Source organism: Delftia sp. DLF01 (assembly GCF_014852125.1).
In the GTDB taxonomy this organism is placed as follows: Bacteria; Pseudomonadota; Gammaproteobacteria; order Burkholderiales; family Burkholderiaceae_C; genus Comamonas; species Comamonas acidovorans.
The window spans coordinates 795160-812592 of sequence record NZ_JACVAZ010000003.1; the positions used below are offsets into that span (position 1 = coordinate 795160).

The 17433-nt window shown below is 66.0% G+C and carries 20 protein-coding genes; 10 read left to right on the plus strand and 10 right to left on the minus strand.

Going from position 1 to position 17433, the window contains the following annotated elements; genetic code table 11:
• Positions 1-6: 6 nt before the first annotated feature.
• A complete protein-coding gene (locus IB269_RS18795) occupies positions 7-567 on the minus strand; it encodes a dihydrofolate reductase family protein (protein ID WP_141833545.1) in 561 nt (186 codons plus the stop codon).
• Positions 568-787: 220 nt separating this feature from the next.
• Here IB269_RS18795 and IB269_RS18800 point away from each other — a divergent pair, with 220 nt between their 5' ends.
• From IB269_RS18800 to IB269_RS18810, 3 genes are all read left to right on the plus strand, one after another.
• Entirely contained in the window at positions 788-1894 is a 1107-nt protein-coding gene (locus tag IB269_RS18800; protein WP_192367962.1) for an alkene reductase, read from the plus strand.
• A gap of 72 nt (positions 1895-1966) precedes the next feature.
• Complete coding sequence (locus tag IB269_RS18805; RefSeq protein ID WP_192367963.1) at positions 1967-2986, plus strand: zinc-binding alcohol dehydrogenase family protein; 1020 nt, start codon at positions 1967-1969, stop codon at positions 2984-2986.
• Between the two features lie 3 nt (positions 2987-2989).
• Entirely contained in the window at positions 2990-3289 is a 300-nt protein-coding gene (locus tag IB269_RS18810) for a putative quinol monooxygenase (RefSeq protein WP_192367964.1), read from the plus strand.
• A gap of 25 nt (positions 3290-3314) precedes the next feature.
• Here the strand turns inward: IB269_RS18810 and IB269_RS18815 are convergent, their stop codons facing one another.
• Entirely contained in the window at positions 3315-4259 is a 945-nt protein-coding gene (locus IB269_RS18815) for a LysR family transcriptional regulator (RefSeq protein WP_225614191.1), read from the minus strand.
• A gap of 105 nt (positions 4260-4364) precedes the next feature.
• Between IB269_RS18815 and IB269_RS18820 the strand changes: the two genes are divergently transcribed.
• Complete coding sequence (locus IB269_RS18820; protein WP_192367966.1) at positions 4365-5345, plus strand: Bug family tripartite tricarboxylate transporter substrate binding protein; 981 nt, start codon at positions 4365-4367, stop codon at positions 5343-5345.
• A 45-nt stretch (positions 5346-5390) separates the two neighbouring features.
• Positions 5391-5750: a hypothetical protein gene (locus IB269_RS18825; RefSeq protein WP_225614192.1), complete on the plus strand. Its 360-nt coding sequence runs from the start codon at positions 5391-5393 to the stop codon at positions 5748-5750.
• A gap of 74 nt (positions 5751-5824) precedes the next feature.
• Here the strand turns inward: IB269_RS18825 and IB269_RS18830 are convergent, their stop codons facing one another.
• Positions 5825-7111, minus strand: a complete 1287-nt coding sequence (locus IB269_RS18830) for a M16 family metallopeptidase (RefSeq protein WP_097205257.1) — start codon at positions 7109-7111, stop codon at positions 5825-5827.
• Between the two features lie 269 nt (positions 7112-7380).
• Here IB269_RS18830 and IB269_RS18835 point away from each other — a divergent pair, with 269 nt between their 5' ends.
• Entirely contained in the window at positions 7381-7812 is a 432-nt protein-coding gene (locus IB269_RS18835; RefSeq protein WP_192367968.1) for a hypothetical protein, read from the plus strand.
• A gap of 165 nt (positions 7813-7977) precedes the next feature.
• Here the strand turns inward: IB269_RS18835 and guaA are convergent, their stop codons facing one another.
• The 4 genes from guaA to IB269_RS18855 form a co-directional block, all read right to left on the minus strand.
• Complete coding sequence (guaA, locus tag IB269_RS18840; protein ID WP_034364424.1) at positions 7978-9594, minus strand: glutamine-hydrolyzing GMP synthase; 1617 nt, start codon at positions 9592-9594, stop codon at positions 7978-7980.
• 31 nt (positions 9595-9625) lie between these two features.
• Positions 9626-10060, minus strand: a complete 435-nt coding sequence (locus tag IB269_RS18845) for a type II toxin-antitoxin system VapC family toxin (protein WP_012204856.1) — start codon at positions 10058-10060, stop codon at positions 9626-9628.
• Positions 10057-10335, minus strand: a complete 279-nt coding sequence (locus IB269_RS18850) for a type II toxin-antitoxin system Phd/YefM family antitoxin (RefSeq protein ID WP_099751399.1) — start codon at positions 10333-10335, stop codon at positions 10057-10059. The genes IB269_RS18845 and IB269_RS18850 overlap by 4 nt, the downstream gene beginning before the upstream one ends.
• 139 nt (positions 10336-10474) lie before the next feature.
• Positions 10475-11404, minus strand: a complete 930-nt coding sequence (locus IB269_RS18855; protein WP_192367969.1) for a LysR family transcriptional regulator — start codon at positions 11402-11404, stop codon at positions 10475-10477.
• Positions 11405-11497: 93 nt separating this feature from the next.
• Here IB269_RS18855 and ilvD point away from each other — a divergent pair, with 93 nt between their 5' ends.
• Complete coding sequence (gene ilvD / locus IB269_RS18860; RefSeq protein WP_192367970.1) at positions 11498-13192, plus strand: dihydroxy-acid dehydratase; 1695 nt, start codon at positions 11498-11500, stop codon at positions 13190-13192.
• Between the two features lie 99 nt (positions 13193-13291).
• Here the strand turns inward: ilvD and guaB are convergent, their stop codons facing one another.
• Positions 13292-14767, minus strand: coding sequence for an IMP dehydrogenase (gene guaB, locus IB269_RS18865; protein WP_013803023.1), 1476 nt, complete (start codon positions 14765-14767; stop codon positions 13292-13294).
• 136 nt (positions 14768-14903) lie between these two features.
• Between guaB and IB269_RS18870 the strand changes: the two genes are divergently transcribed.
• Positions 14904-15461 (plus strand): DUF4124 domain-containing protein, encoded by a 558-nt coding sequence (locus tag IB269_RS18870; protein WP_192367971.1) that lies wholly within the window; start codon positions 14904-14906, stop codon positions 15459-15461.
• 13 nt (positions 15462-15474) lie between these two features.
• Here IB269_RS18870 and IB269_RS18875 read toward each other — a convergent pair whose 3' ends face one another.
• The gene (locus IB269_RS18875; RefSeq protein ID WP_192367972.1) at positions 15475-15819 is read right to left on the minus strand and encodes an RnfH family protein; all 345 of its coding nucleotides are present in this window, start codon (positions 15817-15819) and stop codon (positions 15475-15477) included.
• A complete protein-coding gene (locus tag IB269_RS18880) occupies positions 15812-16264 on the minus strand; it encodes a type II toxin-antitoxin system RatA family toxin (protein ID WP_034398355.1) in 453 nt (150 codons plus the stop codon). Before IB269_RS18880 ends, IB269_RS18875 begins: the two co-directional genes overlap by 8 nt.
• Before the next feature lie 168 nt (positions 16265-16432).
• Here IB269_RS18880 and smpB point away from each other — a divergent pair, with 168 nt between their 5' ends.
• Together smpB and IB269_RS18890 are read left to right on the plus strand one after the other, a co-directional pair.
• On the plus strand, positions 16433-16906 hold the full coding sequence (gene smpB, locus IB269_RS18885) for an SsrA-binding protein SmpB (protein ID WP_013803027.1): 474 nt from the start codon (positions 16433-16435) through the stop codon (positions 16904-16906).
• A gap of 109 nt (positions 16907-17015) precedes the next feature.
• Positions 17016-17432 carry a hypothetical protein gene (locus IB269_RS18890; protein WP_017403808.1) on the plus strand — a complete coding sequence of 139 codons (417 nt, stop codon included), beginning with the start codon at positions 17016-17018 and terminating at the stop codon, positions 17430-17432.
• Position 17433: the final 1 nt, after the last annotated feature.

Below are 17433 nucleotides of genomic sequence, written 5' to 3' on the forward strand. Positions count from 1 at the left end.
AGCCTGTCAGGCCGTGCTCTTGCGCACCTCGTAATGCAGCACCGCCATGCCCTCGCCGATCTGCCGCACGGACAATAAACGCAACACCGGATGCAGCACCCGGCGCGGGAATAGCGGCTTGCCCCGGCCCAGCGTGGCCGAGCCCACGCTCAGGATCATCTCGTCCAGCAGGCCCGCGTCGTAGAACTGGCCTGCCAGGTCTCCGCCTCCCATGATCCAGAGATTGCGCCCACCGGCCGCAGCCTGCATCTGCGCATGCACGGCACGCACATCACCGCTGACAAACCGGATGTCCGCACCTGCAATGCCAGGCAGCGTGCGGCTGGAAAACACCCAGGCAGGCTGCGTATAGGGCCACGCCGCCCCGGTCTCCCTGGCCACCGTGTCCGCGTGGCGCAGCATCCATTCGTAGGTGGCGGAACCCATGGCCAGCGCGCCCACGCCGGCAATGAACTCCGGGTAGCCCGTGGCCTGCATGTCGCCCAGCGGGAACAGCCAGTCCAGGGAGTCGTCCTCGGTGGCCAGGAATCCGTCGAGTGAGGTGGCGGCGAAGTATTGGGTCTTCATGGGGGAGATGGTAGCCAGGCAGGCGCGGCACGGCCATCCGCCCGGCTGTTGTGCGGGCCGCGCCCTGACCTCATCGTCAAATTTCTTTTGAAGCCGCCTTCAGTCTTGCGGGACTTTTTCAATTGAAACGCCCAGGTCAACATCGCTCCATGCCCAGACGACTTGCGAACCGGACTTCCGCCACCGCCCCAACACCTCTACAGCTCCGCCAAGAAACCGAATGACCACCGCCTCCACGCCCCTGTTTAGCCCCCTGCAGCTCGGCCCGCTCAGCCTGCCCAACCGCATGGTGATGGCCCCCATGACGCGCAGCCGCACCAGCCAGCCAGGCGACGTGCCCAATGCATTGATGGCCACCTACTACGCACAACGCGCCAGCGCCGGCCTGATCGTCTCGGAAGCCACCCAGATCTCCCGCCAGGGCCAAGGCTACAGCTTCACCCCCGGCATCTATTCAGAGGCGCAGGTGGACGGTTGGCGCCGCGTCACGGACGCGGTGCACGCCGCCGGCGGGCGCATGGTGCTGCAGCTGTGGCACGTTGGCCGCATGTCGCATGCCAGCTTTCACGCCGATGGCCTGCCGGTCGCGCCTTCGGCGCTGTCGCCCCAAGCGCAGGTCTGGGTGGTCGGCGACGACGGTGTCGGCCGCATGGTCGACTGCCCCGTGCCGCGCGCACTGAGCGCACAGGACATCCAGGACGTGATCGGCGACTTCCGCAGGGGCGCGGCCAATGCGATGCGTGCCGGTTTCGATGGCGTGGAAATCCACGGCGGCAACGGCTACCTGATCGATCAGTTCCTGCGCACCACCTCCAACCACCGCACTGACGCCTACGGCGGCGGCATCGCCCAGCGCACGCGCTTCGCCGAAGAGGTCGCGGCCGCCGTGGCGGGCGAGGTCGGGGCCGAGCGCACCGGCATCCGCCTGGCGCCCTTCATCACGCAGCGCAACATGAACTGCCCGCAGATCATCGAGACCATCCTGCATCTGGCCAGCAGGCTCGACGAGATCGGCCTGGCCTACATCCACCTGTCCGAAGCCGATTGGGACGATGCGCCCGAGATTCCGCAGGACTTCCGCCACGCGCTGCGCCGCGCCTACCAGGGCAAGGTGATCGTTGCGGGCAAGTACGACGCGGAGCGCGCCCAAGCCATCCTGCACGAGGGCCTGGCAGACCTCGTCGCCTTCGGCCGCCCCTTCATCGCCAACCCGGACCTGCCGGCGCGCTACGCCGCCCAGGCGCCGCTGGCCGCATTCGATCCGAAGGCCCTGTTTGGCGGCGACGCGCGCGGCTACTCGGACTACGCAGCCCTCGCCACTGCCTGAAACCCTCCTTGCTCGCCCTCCCTGCTCTCCCTCCTTGCTCCCCCCTCTTCCTCAACCTTTGAAAGCACGACCATGAAAGCCGTTGGATACCAGAAACCCCAGGCCATCAGCCAACCCGAATCGCTGATCGACATCACCCTGCCCGATCCCGTAGCCAGCGGCCGCGACCTGCTGGTCGAAGTCAGGGCCGTGTCCGTCAATCCGGTGGACACCAAGGTACGCGCCAGCGGCGCGCCCGCCGAGGGGCAGACGCACAAGGTGCTGGGCTGGGATGCCAGCGGCATCGTCAAGGCCGTGGGCCCCGAAGTCACGCTGTTCAAGCCGGGCGACCGCGTCTGGTACGCCGGCTCCATTGCGCGTCCTGGCACGAACAGCGAACTGCACCTGGTGGACGAGCGCATCGTGGGCCACGCGCCCAGGTCGCTGGACTTCGCACAGGCGGCGGCCCTGCCCCTGACCGCCATCACCGCGTGGGAGATGCTGTTCGACCGCCTGGGCATCGCACCGGGCAAGCACCCCAGCCACAAGACACTGCTCATCATCGGCGCCTCCGGCGGCGTGGGCTCCATCCTCACGCAGCTGGCCACGCGGCTGACCAGCCTTACCGTCATCGGCACCGCATCGCGGCCCGAGACGCAGGCCTGGGTCAAGGAGCTCGGCGCCCACCACGTGGTCGATCACAGCCAGCCGATTGCCGACGAACTCAAGCGCATCGGCTTTCCCACGGTGGACCTCATCGTGAGTCTCACGCAGACCGACCTGCACTTCGCACAGATCGTCGAGGCGATCGCGCCCCAGGGAAAATTCGGCCTGATCGACGATCCCGCGTCGCTGGACATCACCAAGCTCAAGCGCAAGTCGGTATCGGTGCACTGGGAATTGATGTTCACCCGCGCCCTGTTCGGCACCGACGACATGATCGGCCAGCACCGCCTGCTCAACGAGGTTGCCGCACTGGTCGATGCCGGCCTGATCCGCACCACGCTGGCCGAGCGCTTTGGCAGCATCAACGCAGACAACCTCAAGCGCGCCCATGCCCTGATCGAGTCGGGCAAGGCGCGCGGCAAGGTGGTGCTGGAGAACTGGGGCTGAGCCATGAAGACAGAGACCATTTTCAACCTGGCCATCCTTGAAGCGAAGGCCGGCCAGCACGACCAGCTGCGCGACGCCCTGCGCGCGCTGGTGCCATTCACCCGGCAGGAGGCCGGATGCCTGGACTACACGCTGTTCGAGCTGGCGGACAAACCCGGCACCTTCTACATGCGGGAGTCATTCAGGGACCAGGCAGCGCTGGATGCGCACTTCAGCATGCCGTACTTCAAGGCGTTCGAGAAACGCTTCGACGAACTGCTGGCACGCCCCCTGCAACTGGTGGGCCTGAAGGAAGTGCACTGACGGGCGGTACGGGTCCGGCCGACGACTAGCGCGCGGCTGCAACGCGCCGCCCCCACGCTGGCGGCAGCGTGGGGGTTGCCGCCGACAGCTGGTCCCATACGTACTGGGCGGCAAAGCCGTGGTGACGGCTGCGTGAGCGCACCAGGCAGGCTTGCCGGCCCAGATTTCTTTCGGCCAACGGGACTGCGTCCTGCACGTCCAGGCTCATTGCCGCGGCACCGTTGAGCAGCGCGACCATGCCGTTTTCACGGGCGGCATGCACCAGGTCCTCCAGCGTATCGGACTCCAGATGCACGCCCGGCTTCAGCCCCTGCGCCGCAAAGGCGTTGTCGAGCTGGCGCCGCATTGCGTATTCGCTTGGCAGCAAGGCCAGGGGGTGGTTCGCGACCTCGCTGAGCTCCAGCAGGCGTCGCCGCCGGCGGGGCTTCAATCCGACGGCCACCACGGGCTCGTCGAAGCAGGCCAGGATCTCCAGATCGGCATGCGGCTCCGGGTCGAAGCTGACGGCGAGATCGAAATCGCCGCGCAACACGCCCTCCACCAAGGCCTGTGCGGTGCGTCTGCGCAGTGCGATCGCCAGCTGCGGCCACTGCGCCTGGGCCCTGCGCACGACGGGCAGTACCCAGCATCCCGCGTAGGACTGCACCAGGCCGATGCGCACCAGGCCCGCCACGGTGCTCGCACGCGCCTGCACGTCGCGCAGCGCCGCCTGCAGCTCCCTGAGGCAGGCCGACACCCGGCGGTCGAGCTCATGTCCGGAGGCCGTGGCAACGGCGCGCCCGCTCGCACGGTCGAACAGATGCACGTCCAGGGTCGATTCCAGCAAGGCGATCTGCTCCGACAGCGCCGCCTGCGAGATCGAGGCATCGCGCGATGCCGCACTGAAGCTGTGCGCCCGCATCGCCGACACGAAGTAGCGCAACTGGCGCAATGAGACGAGATCGAGGGGGTCGCGGCTGCGTGCGGACATGGCCATCGGATTATCCGATAGGCGCGGCCAGAAAATGCGAATTGCGAAGAAACAAGGGCCTGCCGACACTACGGCCACGAGACAACTCTGGTCACGAGAGCACCGATGAAACGACGCAACTTCCTTCAGTACGCCAGCACGGCGACGGCCATTTCAGCCTTGGGCGCAAGCCCCTCGGCGCGCGCACAGGCATTCCCTTCCAAGCCCATCCGCATCATCTGCCCCTATCCGGCAGGTGCGACCACCGATGCCGTCTCCCGCCTGATGGCGAACGCCTTGCAGTCGGACAGCGGCAGCACGGTGATCGTCGACAACCGCAGCGGTGCGGGCGGCAACATCGGCACGGAGGCAGCAGCACGCGCCGAGGCCGACGGCTACACGCTGCTGCTGGGCGCACTCGGCCCCATGGCCGCGAACCCGGCGCTGTACTCCAGGCTCAACTTCGATCCGGCCAAGGACTTCACACCGCTGGCATGGGCCGCCTCGGTGCCGTTGATCTGGGCCGTGCATCCCTCCTTCCCGGCGGCCACGGCCAAGGAGGCGCTCGAATGGCTGCGCAAGAACCCGGGCAAGTTCTCCTACGCATCCGCCGGCAACGGCACGCCGCAGCACCTGGCGGGAGAACTCGTCAAGCGCCAGACCGGCACCTCGATCCTGCACATTCCCTACCGCGGCTCCGCGCCTGCACTCAACGACGTGCTGGGCGGCACGGTGCAGATGGTGTTCGAAGCCACGCCGGCCATCCTGCAGCATGTGCAAAGCGGGCGCCTGAAGGCGCTGGCGGTGACGTCCGCCAGGCGCATTCCCGCGCTGCCCGGCGTGCCCACGCTCAAGGAATCGGGCGTGGACGCCGAGATCAGCGGCTGGTACGGCTTCCTCGCGCCCGCCGCGACCCCGGCCGACCGCAAGGCCTGGCTGGTCAAGCACATGGGCGCGGCGCTGGCGGCCAAGGCCACACAGGACAGGCTGGCCGAACTCGGTTCGGTTCCCATCGACAACTCGCCCCAGGCATTCGCACGCCTGCTGGACAGCGAGCGGGCACGCTGGCAGACGCTGATCCGCGAAGTCGGCATCAAGCTCGACTGAAGGCGCCGCCCCATGCCGCACATCGCCATCGAGGTATCGCCATCCTTGCTCCCGTCGATCCAGTGGGAGCCGGTCCTGCACGCCATGCACCTTGCGCTGGCCGAGCGCGGATGGGCACGGCTCGCGGACCTGAAGTCGCGCGTGGCACCCATCGCCGTCGGACTGTGCGGCGAGGACACCCACGCGCAGCAACTCATCGCCACCCTGACGCTGACCAACCCGCGCCCGCCGCAGATGTGCTCGGCCATGGCCGAGGTCGTGTTCGAGCATCTCTCGCGCGCGATCGGTGCGCCCCTGGAGTCAGCGGCGTGGGTGCAGTGCTGCGTGTTCCTGCAGGAGCACCCGAAGTCGCACTACCTCAAGCGGCAATGGAACGCGCCGCCGCCCCCTCCCTCAACTCCATGACAACGGGAAAAGCGCCATGTGTTGCGACTGGCGGCTGGCCGCTGGCCGCTGGCCGCTGATCGCGCGCTGCCGGCTCAGGCCGCCAGGCCTGCAGCCAGTTGCCGCACGGTCCGGGCACTGGCGCCCTTGCCGGTGATGGCCACCGCCGGAGGATGGGCCAGCATGCGCTCGAAGACCTTGCGCACTTCCTCGCCCCCGATGCCATCGATCATCGCCAGCGTTTCGGCCACGGACGTCACGCTGCCATGGGCAAAGAGGTCCTCGACAGCCCGCTCCATGGTGGCGTAGGTCCGCTCGCCGGCGCGCACCCGCGAGACCGCCAGCTGGTTCTTGGCCCGCTCCAGATGCACGGGATCGATGCCGGCCGCCTGGGCGCGCAGCAGGCCGCCTGTCGCGGCCACCAGCGCTTCGAGCTTGTCCGGCGTCGTGACGGCATGCACGATGAAGTTGGCCCAGACGTCACCGCCCTCCATCGCCGCATAGGCCGTATAGGCCAGTCCGAGCCGTTCACGCACGGTATCGACCAGGGGCGACGACATCCCCTCGCCCAGCAGATGGGCCGCCAGCGAGGCCACGAGACGCGCACGCTGCGGATGCTCGCCCTGCAACTGCTCGAACACCAGGGGATAGGCCAGGTTCACGAACACCTGGGACACCTGCGTGAAACGTTGCGCCAGGGCCTGCCCCACATACTTTGCGGGCTGAGGGGGCAACGCCACAGCGGGATCGGCCGACGCAGGCATGCCGGCGAACAGCTGCGCCGCCTGCTCCAGCCAGGCCGGCACATCGAAGTTTCCGGCCGCGACGACGACGGTCTTTTCTCCCACGTAATGGGACTGCACATGGCGCACCAGATCCTGCCGGGTGAAGCCTTCGATATTGGCCACCGTGCCGATCACCGGCATGCCCATGGGGTCATCGCCCCAGATGGCGCGGTCCAGCAGATCGCCAGCGCTGTCCTCCGGGTCCTCTTCGTACTCGATGGCCTCCTGCCGGATCACCTGCAGCTCCCTTTGCAATTCATGCTCGGGAAACACGCTGTTCAGGACGATGTCCGCAATCATTCCCAGCAAGGCCTGCGCATGCCAGCCCAGGCCGGTCATGAAATAGCCGGTGATGTCCTTGCCGGTGAAGGCGTTGACCTCCGCGCCCAGCCGCTCCGCATCCAGGTTGATCTCCTGCACGGAACGCGTATGCGTGCCCTTGAACGCCATGTGTTCCAGCACATGGCTGATGCCATTGCTGGTGGAGGTCTCGTCGCGGGAGCCCACGCGCAGGAACACACCCACGCTGACGCTCTGCAAATGCGGCATGGGCAGAGCCAGCAGCCGGACCCCATTCGCAAGAGTGCGCAAGGCCATGGCAGGCCGCTCCAGTTCGGTTGCCGCCAGGGGCTTTTCTTGAATCATGGGCTATTGTCGTCGCGCTCCAGAGGATGCGCAGGGCAGCCCTCTTCAGCCCTCTTTCATGTGCCTGTGATCAAAGCTGCGGGGAGCTCGGCCGCAGCCCATGCGCCACCAGCAGACAGCAAGGCGGACAAGGTCTGGGACCCTGCGCGTTACCCCTCAAACTAGCTGGATCTCTGTCGCCAGGCACGATGGAACCATTTCTCATTTCCATACAAACAAACATGCTGACCATTGATTTCGATGACTTCAAATTCGATATCGTGCCGACTTCTCGTTCCATCGAGGAAGATGGCGTCCCTTATCGGGACTGGTTGACTCTCAATGTAAAAATCACGGACGGCAATTTTTCGGGCAGTGTTCAGTGGTTGACAATGCCAGCCGAAATCAAAAAATTCCAGCAAGACCTTTCACAGGCCTATGAATCATTGATAGCGGGCAATTTTGATATTGACCCTGTCCAACTCTCGGGGATCGAGCCTCAATTTCTGCTTGCCATCGGGATGGCGAACGCATGGGGCCACCTGTTCGTGCAATACACCATGAAGGACTCCCCGGACGGCCCCGAGCTCAAAGGCTCGTTCGGATTGGATCAGAGCTTCCTTCCCGAATGGATTCGTGATCTGGATGAATTGCTGGAATTCCGCAGCCTTTAATAGTCGATAGCACAACTTGCCCAGAGCTCAGCACAATCACAAAATTTAATGCATTGGGCCCAGATAATTCCAGCCTTGCCAAAGTCAGAAACAAAAAAGCCCGCATTGATGCGGGCTTGAGGTGGAAACACTGCCAGACAGTTCCAGCAGTTTCCTATTGCGCAATCACTCCCACTCGATCGTCGCCGGCGGCTTGGTCGAAACGTCGTAGGTCACGCGGTTGATCCCGCGCACTTCATTGATGATCCGGCCAGACACCTTCTTGAGCAGGCCGTAGGGCAGCTCGGCCCAGTCGGCGGTCATGAAGTCGCTGGTCTGCACGGCGCGCAGGGCCACGACGTAGTCGTAGGTGCGACCGTCGCCCATGACGCCCACGCTCTTGACGGGCAGGAAGACGGTGAAGGCCTGGCTGGTAAGGTCGTACCAGTTCTTGCCGGTGGCTTCGTCGGTCCAGTTGCGCAGTTCCTCGATGAAGATGGCGTCGGCGCGGCGCAGCAGGTCGGCGTATTCCTTCTTGACTTCACCCAGGATGCGAACGCCCAGGCCCGGGCCCGGGAAGGGGTGACGGTAGACCATTTCACGCGGCAGGCCCAGGGCCACGCCGAGTTCGCGCACTTCGTCCTTGAACAGGTCACGCAGGGGCTCGAGCAGCTTCAGGCCCAGTTGTTCGGGCAGGCCGCCGACGTTGTGGTGGCTCTTGATGGTGACGGCCTTCTTGCTCTTGGCTCCGCCCGACTCGATGACGTCGGGGTAGATGGTGCCCTGGGCCAGGAAGGTGGCGCCCTTGTGGCCACCGTCGCCCGCCTTGAGCTTGGCGGCCTCGGCCTTGAACACGTCCACGAACAGGCCGCCGATGATCTTGCGCTTGGCCTCAGGTTCGCTGACGCCGGCCAGCTTGCCCAGGAACAGGTCGCTTGCGTCCACGCGGATGACCTTGGCGTGCAGCTTGCCCTCGAACATTTCCATGACCATGTCGCCTTCGTTCAGGCGCAGCAGGCCGTGGTCCACGAAGACGCAGGTCAGCTGGTCGCCGATGGCGCGGTGGATCAGGGCCGCGGCCACGGACGAATCCACGCCGCCCGACAGGCCGAGGATGACTTCCTCGTCACCCACCTGCTCGCGGATCTTGGCGACGGCTTCCTCGATGTAGTCGCCCATGATCCAGTCGGCATTCGCCGCGCAGATCTCGCGCACGAAGCGGTTGAGCAGGGCCGCGCCCTGCACGGTGTGCGTGACTTCGGGGTGGAACTGGACAGCGTAGAAGCGGCGCGCCTCGTCGGCCATGCCGGCGATGGGGCAGGACGGCGTGGAGGCCATGACCTTGAAGCCCGGGGGCAGCTCGGTGACCTTGTCGCCGTGGCTCATCCAGACCTTGAGCATGCCGTGGCCTTCGGCCGTGGCGAAGTCCTCGATGCCCTTGAGCAGTTCGGTGTGGCCATGGGCGCGCACTTCGGCGTAGCCGAATTCGCGGGTGTGCGAGCCTTCGACCTTGCCGCCCAGCTGGGTGGCCATGGTCTGCATGCCGTAGCAGATGCCCAGCACGGGAATGCCCAGCTCGAACACGGCGTCGGGGGCGCGGTCGTCCACTTCGTAGACGCTGGCGTGGCTGCCCGACAGGATCACACCCTTGAGGCGGCCGTCGGCGGCGAATTCGCGCACCCAGTCGCTGCTCACGTCGCAGGGGTGGACTTCGCAGTAGACATGGGCTTCGCGCACGCGGCGGGCGATCAGCTGGGTGACTTGGGAGCCGAAGTCAAGAATGAGGATCTTGTCGTGTTGCATGGTCATCTCAGGCAAAGGTGATGGGAGGGGATCAGAAATCTTCAGGGGCCAGCAGCGCCAGCCCGCGCTTGCGCGCGGCGGCGGCCTGGGCCGCGTCAAAGGTGGCCAGCGGCAGGCGCAGCGACTGCGCCAGCCACAGGTAGGCCGCGTCATAGACCGGCAGGCGGGTGTCCAGCGCCACGTCGAGCACGGCCTTGTGCTGGGCGGGCGCCAGCTCGTGCAGTTCCACGCGGTGGCGGATGGCCTCGAGCACGCCCCACAGGCCTTCGACCGAGCTGTGCGGAATGCGGCCGCCGTGCACGCCCGAGGCGATCAGGTTGCCGCATTCCCACTGCCAGAGGTTGGGCGCCTGCGGGTCCACTTCGTGGCGGCGGATGCGGGTATACAGGCGCTGGGTGTGCACGCTGGCGGCATCGGGCAGCAGCCAGGCGGCGGTGACGGAGGCATCGAGCACGAAGGAGGTCATGCCTGGCTCCGGCCTGCGTGGCGCAGTCGGGTGGTGGCGTCCGGCGCCTGTGCCGACTGTGCCGGCTGGGCCGGGCGCACCGTGGCCTGCAGCGCCTGCATCTGCTCCAGCTCCCGGGCGATCTGCTCGTCGGTGATCACGGGGCGGCGGCGCACCGGCAGCATGCGCACCACTTCCTTGCCGTGGCGGGTGATGCGCACTTCCTCGCCCTGCTCGACAAGTTCGATCAGGGCGGAGAAACGGGTCTTGGCTTCGTAGATGCCGACAGATTGCATGGCGGGGCTGAAAACAAAAACAGGCCTGGTGTCCGGCCTGGCCCGAATTCTATCATTCTGGCCAGAATTTTCAAAAATTCAGACCAGAACCATGCGGATATTCGCGGGCCTTGCCTCGGGGGCTGTCGGTGGACGCCACTCAGCGCTGTTCGCGCACGAAGCCGACAAACCGCGCCAGCGCGGGCGACATGGCTCCGGCAGGCCAGGCCAGGCTGGTCTCGCAGACCGGCAGGGCAACGGGTTTGCTGCCTGCACGGGCGCTGGCGAAAACCACCTCGCGGTAGACCACGCCGGGCCTGCAGAACTGCATCACGCTGGCGGGCACCCAGGCCAGGCCGATGCCGCCCCAGACCAGGTTCACGATGGTCTGCATCTGTATCGCCTGCTGCGCGATGCGGGGCACATGTCCGTGCCGTCGGTACAGATCCGTCACCGCGTCATGGAGCGAGGGCATGATGCGGCGCGGAAAGATCACCAGCGGCTGCTCCAGCACTTCGTCGAGCATCAGCCGGTCCGCACCGGCAAGCGCATGCTGCTGAGGCAGGGCCAGCACCATGGCTTCCCGCCCCACGGCCAGGCGCTCCAGGCCGGCCGGCGCATGCCCGGGGGCATGCAGCATCAGCCCGGCATCGATCTGCCCGCGCTCGAAGGCTTCCATCTGCACATCGCTGGTGGCCTCGACCAGCTCCAGCGCCACACCGGGCGTGCCTGCAACGAAGTCCCGCACCCACAGCGGCAACCGGGTGAAGCCGATGGTGGAGACAAAGGCCAGCCGCACGCGCCCCACTTCTCCCGCTGCCGCAGCCCGCGCAATCCCGGGCAGCGCTGCCGCCTGCGCCAGAAGCTCACGCACCTGCGGCACAAGCGCCTCGCCAGCGGGCGTCAGCGCGACGTGGCGGCTTGAGCGCTCGAACAGCGCCACGTCCAGGCTGCGCTCCAGCTGGGCGATGGCCTGGGTGAGCGGCGGCTGCGTCATGTGCAGGCGCGATGCGGCGCGGCCGAAGTGCAGCTCGTCCGCCACGGCCAGGAATTGCCGCCAGACGCGCAGATCAATGGGGGGCTCATTCATATGCGCAGCATATCAATCATGCCGATGAATAGGATTGGATCAGATGAATCAGTCGGCCCATACTCATCCAACCCCCACAACGAGAGACATGCCATGACCCCGCCGAACCAGATCAACCGCCGAAGCGCCCACATCACCGAAGGCAAGGCGCGCGCAGCCAACCGCTCCATGTTCTACGGCATGGGCTACAAGGAAGAGGATTTCAAGAAGCCCATGGTCGGCGTGGCCAACGGCCACAGCACGATCACGCCGTGCAACTCCGGCCTGCAAAGGCTGGCGGACGCGGCCATCGCAGGCATCGAGGAAGCCGGCGGCAACGCGCAGGTGTTCGGCACGCCGACCATCTCGGACGGCATGTCCATGGGCACGGAAGGCATGAAGTACTCGCTGGTCAGCCGCGAGGTGATCGCCGACTGCATAGAGACCTGCGTGGGCGGCCAGTGGATGGATGGCGTGCTGGTGGTCGGCGGCTGCGACAAGAACATGCCGGGCGGCATGATGGGCATGCTGCGCGCCAATGTGCCGGCCATCTATGTCTACGGCGGCACCATCCTGCCCGGCAGGTGGAAAGGCCGGGACCTGAACATCGTCAGCGTGTTCGAGGCCGTCGGCGAAAACGCCGCGGGCAAGATCAGCGACCAGGAGCTCAAGGACATCGAGCAGCACGCCATTCCCGGCACGGGCTCGTGCGGCGGCATGTACACCGCCAACACCATGTCCAGCGCGTTCGAGGCGCTGGGCATGAGCCTGCCCTACTCCTCCACCATGGCCAATCCCCATGATGAAAAGGAAAACTCGGCCAAGGAATCCGCCAGGGTGCTGATCGAGGCCATCAAGATGGACCTCAAGCCGCGCGATATCGTGACGCGCAAGTCCATCGAGAACGCGGTCTCGGTGATCATGGCGACCGGGGGCTCCACCAATGCCGTGCTGCACTTTCTTGCGATCGCCCATGCGGCCGGCGTGCCCTGGTCCATCGACGACTTCGAGCGCATCCGCCAGCGGGTGCCGGTGCTGTGCGATCTCAAGCCCAGCGGCAGATACCTGGCGGTGGACCTGCACCAGGCGGGCGGCATCCCGCAGGTCATGAAGATCCTGCTGAATGCGGGCCTGCTGCACGGCGACTGCATCACCATCTCGGGCCAGACCGTCGCGCAGACCCTGGCCGGCGTGCCTGACGAACCGCCCACCCCCCAGGTCATCCGCCCCCTCTCGGACGCGCTCTATCCGCAGGGCCACCTGGCCATCCTCAAGGGCAACCTGAGCCCGGAAGGCGCGGTGGCCAAGATCACGGGCCTGAAGAACCCGGTCATCACCGGCCCGGCACGCGTGTTCGACGATGAGCAATCGGCACTGGCGGCCATCCTCGACGGCAGGATCCAGGCCGGCGATGTGATGGTGCTGCGCTACCTGGGCCCCAAGGGCGGCCCCGGCATGCCGGAAATGCTGGCCCCCACGGGCGCCCTGATCGGCGCCGGCCTGGGCGAGAGCGTGGGCCTGATCACCGATGGCCGCTTCTCCGGCGGCACCTGGGGCATGGTGGTCGGCCACGTGGCGCCGGAAGCGGCCGTGGGCGGCACCATCGCGCTGGTGCACGAGGGCGACTCGATCACCATCGACGCGCACGCATTGCAGCTGCAACTGAACGTGCCCGAAGACGTGCTCGCCCAGCGCCGCGCGGCATGGAAGGCCCCCGCGCCCCGCTACACGCGGGGCGTGCAGGCCAAGTTCGCGTTCAACGCATCGAGCGCCAGCTCGGGCGCGGTGCTGGACAACTTCGCCATCTGAGCGTCGTCATCTGAGCTTCGTGAGCGCACGAAAAAAAGAGGTCCGGGCAGTGGCTGCCCGGACCTCTTTTCCATCACGCGCCAAGGCGCTGGATCTGGATCAGTCGGCGCGGTAGTTGGGCGCTTCCTTGGTGATCTGCACGTCATGCACGTGCGATTCACGGATGCCTGCGGCGGTGATCTCCACGAACTCGGCCGTGTTGTTCATCTCTTCGATGGTGGCGCAGCCGCAGTAGCCCATGGCAGCGCGCACGCCGCCGGCCATCTGGTAGACGATGGAGACCATGGAGCCCTTGTAGGGCACGCGGCCTTCGATGCCTTCGGGCACGAGCTTGTCAGCGTTGGGATTGCCGGTGCTCGATTCCTGGAAGTAGCGGTCGGCCGAGCCCTGCTGCATGGCGCCGATGGAGCCCATGCCGCGATAGCTCTTGTACGAACGACCCTGGTAGAGGATGACTTCGCCCGGAGCCTCTTCGGTGCCGGCGAACATGCCGCCCATCATGATGGTCGAGGCGCCAGCGGCCAGTGCCTTGGCGATGTCGCCCGAGAAGCGGATGCCGCCGTCGGCGATCAGCGGCACGCCCGTGCCCTGCAGGGCCTGGGCCACGCTGTCGATGGCCATGATCTGGGGCACGCCCACACCGGCGACGATGCGCGTGGTGCAGATGGAGCCAGGGCCGATGCCGACCTTGACGGCGTCGGCGCCTGCCTCGGCCAGTGCCAGCGCAGCGGCGCCGGTGGCAATGTTGCCGCCGATGACATCGACCTGCGGGTAGTTCTGCTTGACCCAGCGCACGCGGTCGATCACGCCCTTGCTGTGGCCGTGGGCCGTGTCCACCACCAGTGCATCGACGCCGGCCTTGACCAGCAGCTCCACGCGCTGCTCGGTGCCCTCGCCCACGCCCACGGCGGCGGCCACGCGCAGGCGGCCTGCGCTGTCACGCGCTGCGTTGGGGAAGGTGGTCTGCTTGGTGATGTCCTTGACGGTGATCAGGCCCTTGAGTTCAAAGGCGTCGTTCACGACCAGGATGCGCTCGAGCTTGTGCTTGTTGAGCAGGGCCTTGGCTTCCACGGGCGTGGTGCCGTCCTTCTCGTTGACGGTGATCAGGCGCTCGCGCGGCGTCATGATCTGGCTGACCTTGACGTCGTAGCGGGTCTCGAAGCGCAGGTCGCGGCTGGTGACGATGCCGACCACCTTGCCGCCGTCGCACACGGGAAAGCCGGAGATGCCGAGGTTCTCGGACAGCTGTAGCACCTGCAGCACGGTGTGCTCGGGGGTGATGACCACGGGGTCGTGCACCACGCCGGATTCGTGGCGCTTGACCTTGGACACTTCGGCAGCCTGTTGCTCTGCCGTCATGTTCTTGTGGATGACGCCGATACCGCCCTCTTGCGCGATGGCAATGGCCAGACGCGCTTCGGTCACGGTGTCCATGGCGGCGGACACAAGGGGGATGTTCAGGGAAATGTTGCGCGAAAAGCGCGTCTTGAGCGAGGTGTCCTTGGGCAGGACCTGGGAGAAAGCGGGGACCAGGAGGACGTCGTCGAAGGTCAGGGCTTTACCGAGAAGGCGCATGTGAGAGCTCCAAAAGAAGGATTGTACCCGTGCGCCGGATCACAATGTATGCTGTAGGCCATTGTTCCCCGCTATCGCTGCCCGCCATCATTTCCTGCTATTGCTACCTGCAACCGGCCCGATCACCCCAATCACCATGCATGCCACCAAGCTTGTTTTGCTAGCCGCGCTTGCCGCCTGTTCGCTGTCCGCAGCCGCCCAGTGGCAATGGGTCGACGCCACAGGCCGCAAGGTCTTCAGCGACCGCGCGCCACCCCCTGACATTCCGGCCAAGAACATCCTGCGCCAGCCTGGCGGCAGCGCGCCCGCTCCAGCAGCGGCGGCGCCATCCACTGCACCGGCGGCTACAGATGCGGCCGCGCAGCCCGCTGCAGATGCAACGGCACAGGCAGCGCCTGCCGCCGCCGCCAAGGACGCCAAGCCCGCAGGCACCGACAAGGCCCTGGAAGAGCAAAAGCGCAAGGCCGAGGCCCAGGAGGCCGCCAAGGCCAAGGCAGAAAAGGACCGCATTGCCAAGGATCGCCAGGAAAACTGTGCGCGGGCAAAACAGGCCAAGACGGCACTGTCATCGGGCGGCCTGCTGGCACACACCAATGCACAGGGCGAACGCGGCTTCATGGACGAAGCCACGCGCAACAGCGAACTCAAGCGCGCCGACGCCACCATCGCCTCGGACTGCGGCCCGGTGCGCTGAGCGCCTTCCTCCTTCAGTAGCCGGCCTTGGCCCCGGGCCGTTGGCGCTGGAACAGGCCCGTGGCGCGGGCTCCCTGGCGCGCAAAGCGCTCGCGGCGCGCCACCTTGGGGTCCACGGTCAAGGGCCGGTACAGCTCCACGCGATCGCCGTCGCGCAAGCCTTGCGTCAATGGTGCGCTGCGGCCCCAAAGGCCAGCGGGCCCCTCCTGTGCAAAGCCCAGCGCCTGCCAGCCACCAGCGGCCTCGACTGCGTCGGCAATCGAGGCACCGGCCGGCAATTGCAGGGTCAGCTCAACGACTTCACCGGCACGCGGGCTGCATGCCAGCGTGATGCACAGAAACGGCTGGGGTTCAGCCATAGACCTGCTCGGCGCGCTTGACGAAGGCATCGACCATGGAGCCCGCGATGCGGTCGAACACCGGGCCGACCACGGCGGCCAGCGCCATGTTGTCAAAGCCATAGTCCAGTTGCAGTTCCACGCGGCAGGCACGCTGCGAGCCGTCGCCCACGGGACGGAACATCCAGTTGCCCTCCAGCCGCGAGAACGGTCCCTTGATCAGGCGGATGCTGACTTGGCGCCCGCCATCGTCGAGCACGCTGTGCGTGTTGCGCGTGACGAAGGACTTGCGCATGCCGCCGAATGCAATGCCCACCTCGGCCGTCATGCCCTGCTCGTCCTGCTCCAGCACCCTGGCCTGGTCGCACCAGGGGAGGAAGTCGGCATAGTGGGCCACGTCCGTCACCAGGGCAAACATTTCTTGGGGGCTGTACCAGATCAGGACGGACTTGTTGACTTTTTTCATGAATGGGGCGGGCTGCACGGCATGCAAAACACCGGCTGCGCGGTCATGGCGCATACGGCTGTCACAATGACGGCAAGGCGAAACTAAAATCCCGCACGGAGGCGAGACGGCAATCCAGTATTGTATGGAGAGCTTTCATCTCCAGGTTTTCGCCGCATCTATTACTCCATGGCCAAGAAACCTGAAACACAGTCGCGCATCGCCGACAACAAAAAAGCCGCGTTCAACTACTTCTTCGAGGAACGCTTCGAGGCCGGCATCGTGCTGCACGGCTGGGAAGTGAAGGCACTGCGCAGCGGCAAGGTGCAGCTGACCGACGGCTACGTCATCGTCAAGGACGGCGAGCTGTTCCTGCTCGGCTGCCAGATCAACCCGCTCAAGACCGCCTCCACCCACGTCAACCCCGACGCGGCGCGCATCAAGAAGCTGCTGCTCAAGAAGGACGACATCCTGCGCCTGATCGGCAAGGTCGAGCAAAAGGGCTTCACGCTGGTACCCATCAACCTTCACTGGAAGAACGGCTTCGTCAAGTGCGACATCGCCCTTGCCAAGGGCAAGGCCGAGCACGACAAGCGCGACGTGATCAAGGACCGCGAAGGCAAGCGCGAGGTCGAGCGCGCCATGAAGAGCTTCAACCGTTGACGGGCATCCGCAGCTTTTTTTGCACTGCTGCGGAATAAACCGGCACGGCCCAGTGTTCATTGCAGTGTCCGGCCGCAATTTCGCGCGCCGGCAAGCACCGGAGACAGCGATGAAGAAGCTCGGCATGAAACTTGGTACCTGTGCCTTCACGGCAGCCCTGACATTGGCCCTGGCAGGCTGCTATTCCGCGCCTGCGGCCAACGCCTCTGGCCAGACCCCGCCCAGCGCGGTCAGCGTGCAAAACGGCATGCTGGTCGGCGCCAACGGCATGACGCTCTACACCTTCGACAAGGACACGGCCGGCAGCGGCAAGTCCGTCTGCAACGGCCCCTGCGCGACCAACTGGCCGCCGCTGATGGGCAAGCAGGCGCCGTCCGGCGGCAACTACAGCGTGATCCAGCGCGACGATGGCAGCAGCCAGATCGCCTACAAGGGCAAGCCGCTGTACTACTGGGTGAAGGACGGCAAGGCCGGTGACACCACGGGCGACGGCGTCATGGGCGTCTGGCATACCGCACGCCCCTGAT

Bases quoted from the DNA above. Each gene is read 5' to 3' on its own strand.
- IB269_RS18800 (WP_192367962.1), top strand. From the start codon at position 788: ATGACCACCGCCTCCACGCCCCTGTTTAGCCCCCTGCAGCTCGGCCCG.
- IB269_RS18810 (WP_192367964.1), top strand. From the start codon at position 2,990: ATGAAGACAGAGACCATTTTCAACCTGGCCATCCTTGAAGCGAAGGCC.
- IB269_RS18875 (WP_192367972.1), bottom strand. From the start codon at position 15,819: ATGGCTGAACCCCAGCCGTTTCTGTGCATCACGCTGGCATGCAGCCCG.
- IB269_RS18805 (WP_192367963.1), top strand. From the start codon at position 1,967: ATGAAAGCCGTTGGATACCAGAAACCCCAGGCCATCAGCCAACCCGAA.
- guaB (WP_013803023.1), bottom strand. From the start codon at position 14,767: ATGCGCCTTCTCGGTAAAGCCCTGACCTTCGACGACGTCCTCCTGGTC.
- IB269_RS18855 (WP_192367969.1), bottom strand. From the start codon at position 11,404: ATGAATGAGCCCCCCATTGATCTGCGCGTCTGGCGGCAATTCCTGGCC.
- IB269_RS18890 (WP_017403808.1), top strand. From the start codon at position 17,016: ATGAAGAAGCTCGGCATGAAACTTGGTACCTGTGCCTTCACGGCAGCC.
- IB269_RS18815 (WP_225614191.1), bottom strand. From the start codon at position 4,259: ATGTCCGCACGCAGCCGCGACCCCCTCGATCTCGTCTCATTGCGCCAG.
- IB269_RS18795 (WP_141833545.1), bottom strand. From the start codon at position 567: ATGAAGACCCAATACTTCGCCGCCACCTCACTCGACGGATTCCTGGCC.
- IB269_RS18870 (WP_192367971.1), top strand. From the start codon at position 14,904: ATGCATGCCACCAAGCTTGTTTTGCTAGCCGCGCTTGCCGCCTGTTCG.
- ilvD (WP_192367970.1), top strand. From the start codon at position 11,498: ATGACCCCGCCGAACCAGATCAACCGCCGAAGCGCCCACATCACCGAA.
- IB269_RS18830 (WP_097205257.1), bottom strand. From the start codon at position 7,111: ATGGCCTTGCGCACTCTTGCGAATGGGGTCCGGCTGCTGGCTCTGCCC.
- IB269_RS18845 (WP_012204856.1), bottom strand. From the start codon at position 10,060: ATGACCTCCTTCGTGCTCGATGCCTCCGTCACCGCCGCCTGGCTGCTG.
- IB269_RS18850 (WP_099751399.1), bottom strand. From the start codon at position 10,335: ATGCAATCTGTCGGCATCTACGAAGCCAAGACCCGTTTCTCCGCCCTG.
- guaA (WP_034364424.1), bottom strand. From the start codon at position 9,594: ATGCAACACGACAAGATCCTCATTCTTGACTTCGGCTCCCAAGTCACC.
- smpB (WP_013803027.1), top strand. From the start codon at position 16,433: ATGGCCAAGAAACCTGAAACACAGTCGCGCATCGCCGACAACAAAAAA.
- IB269_RS18820 (WP_192367966.1), top strand. From the start codon at position 4,365: ATGAAACGACGCAACTTCCTTCAGTACGCCAGCACGGCGACGGCCATT.
- IB269_RS18835 (WP_192367968.1), top strand. From the start codon at position 7,381: ATGCTGACCATTGATTTCGATGACTTCAAATTCGATATCGTGCCGACT.
- IB269_RS18880 (WP_034398355.1), bottom strand. From the start codon at position 16,264: ATGAAAAAAGTCAACAAGTCCGTCCTGATCTGGTACAGCCCCCAAGAA.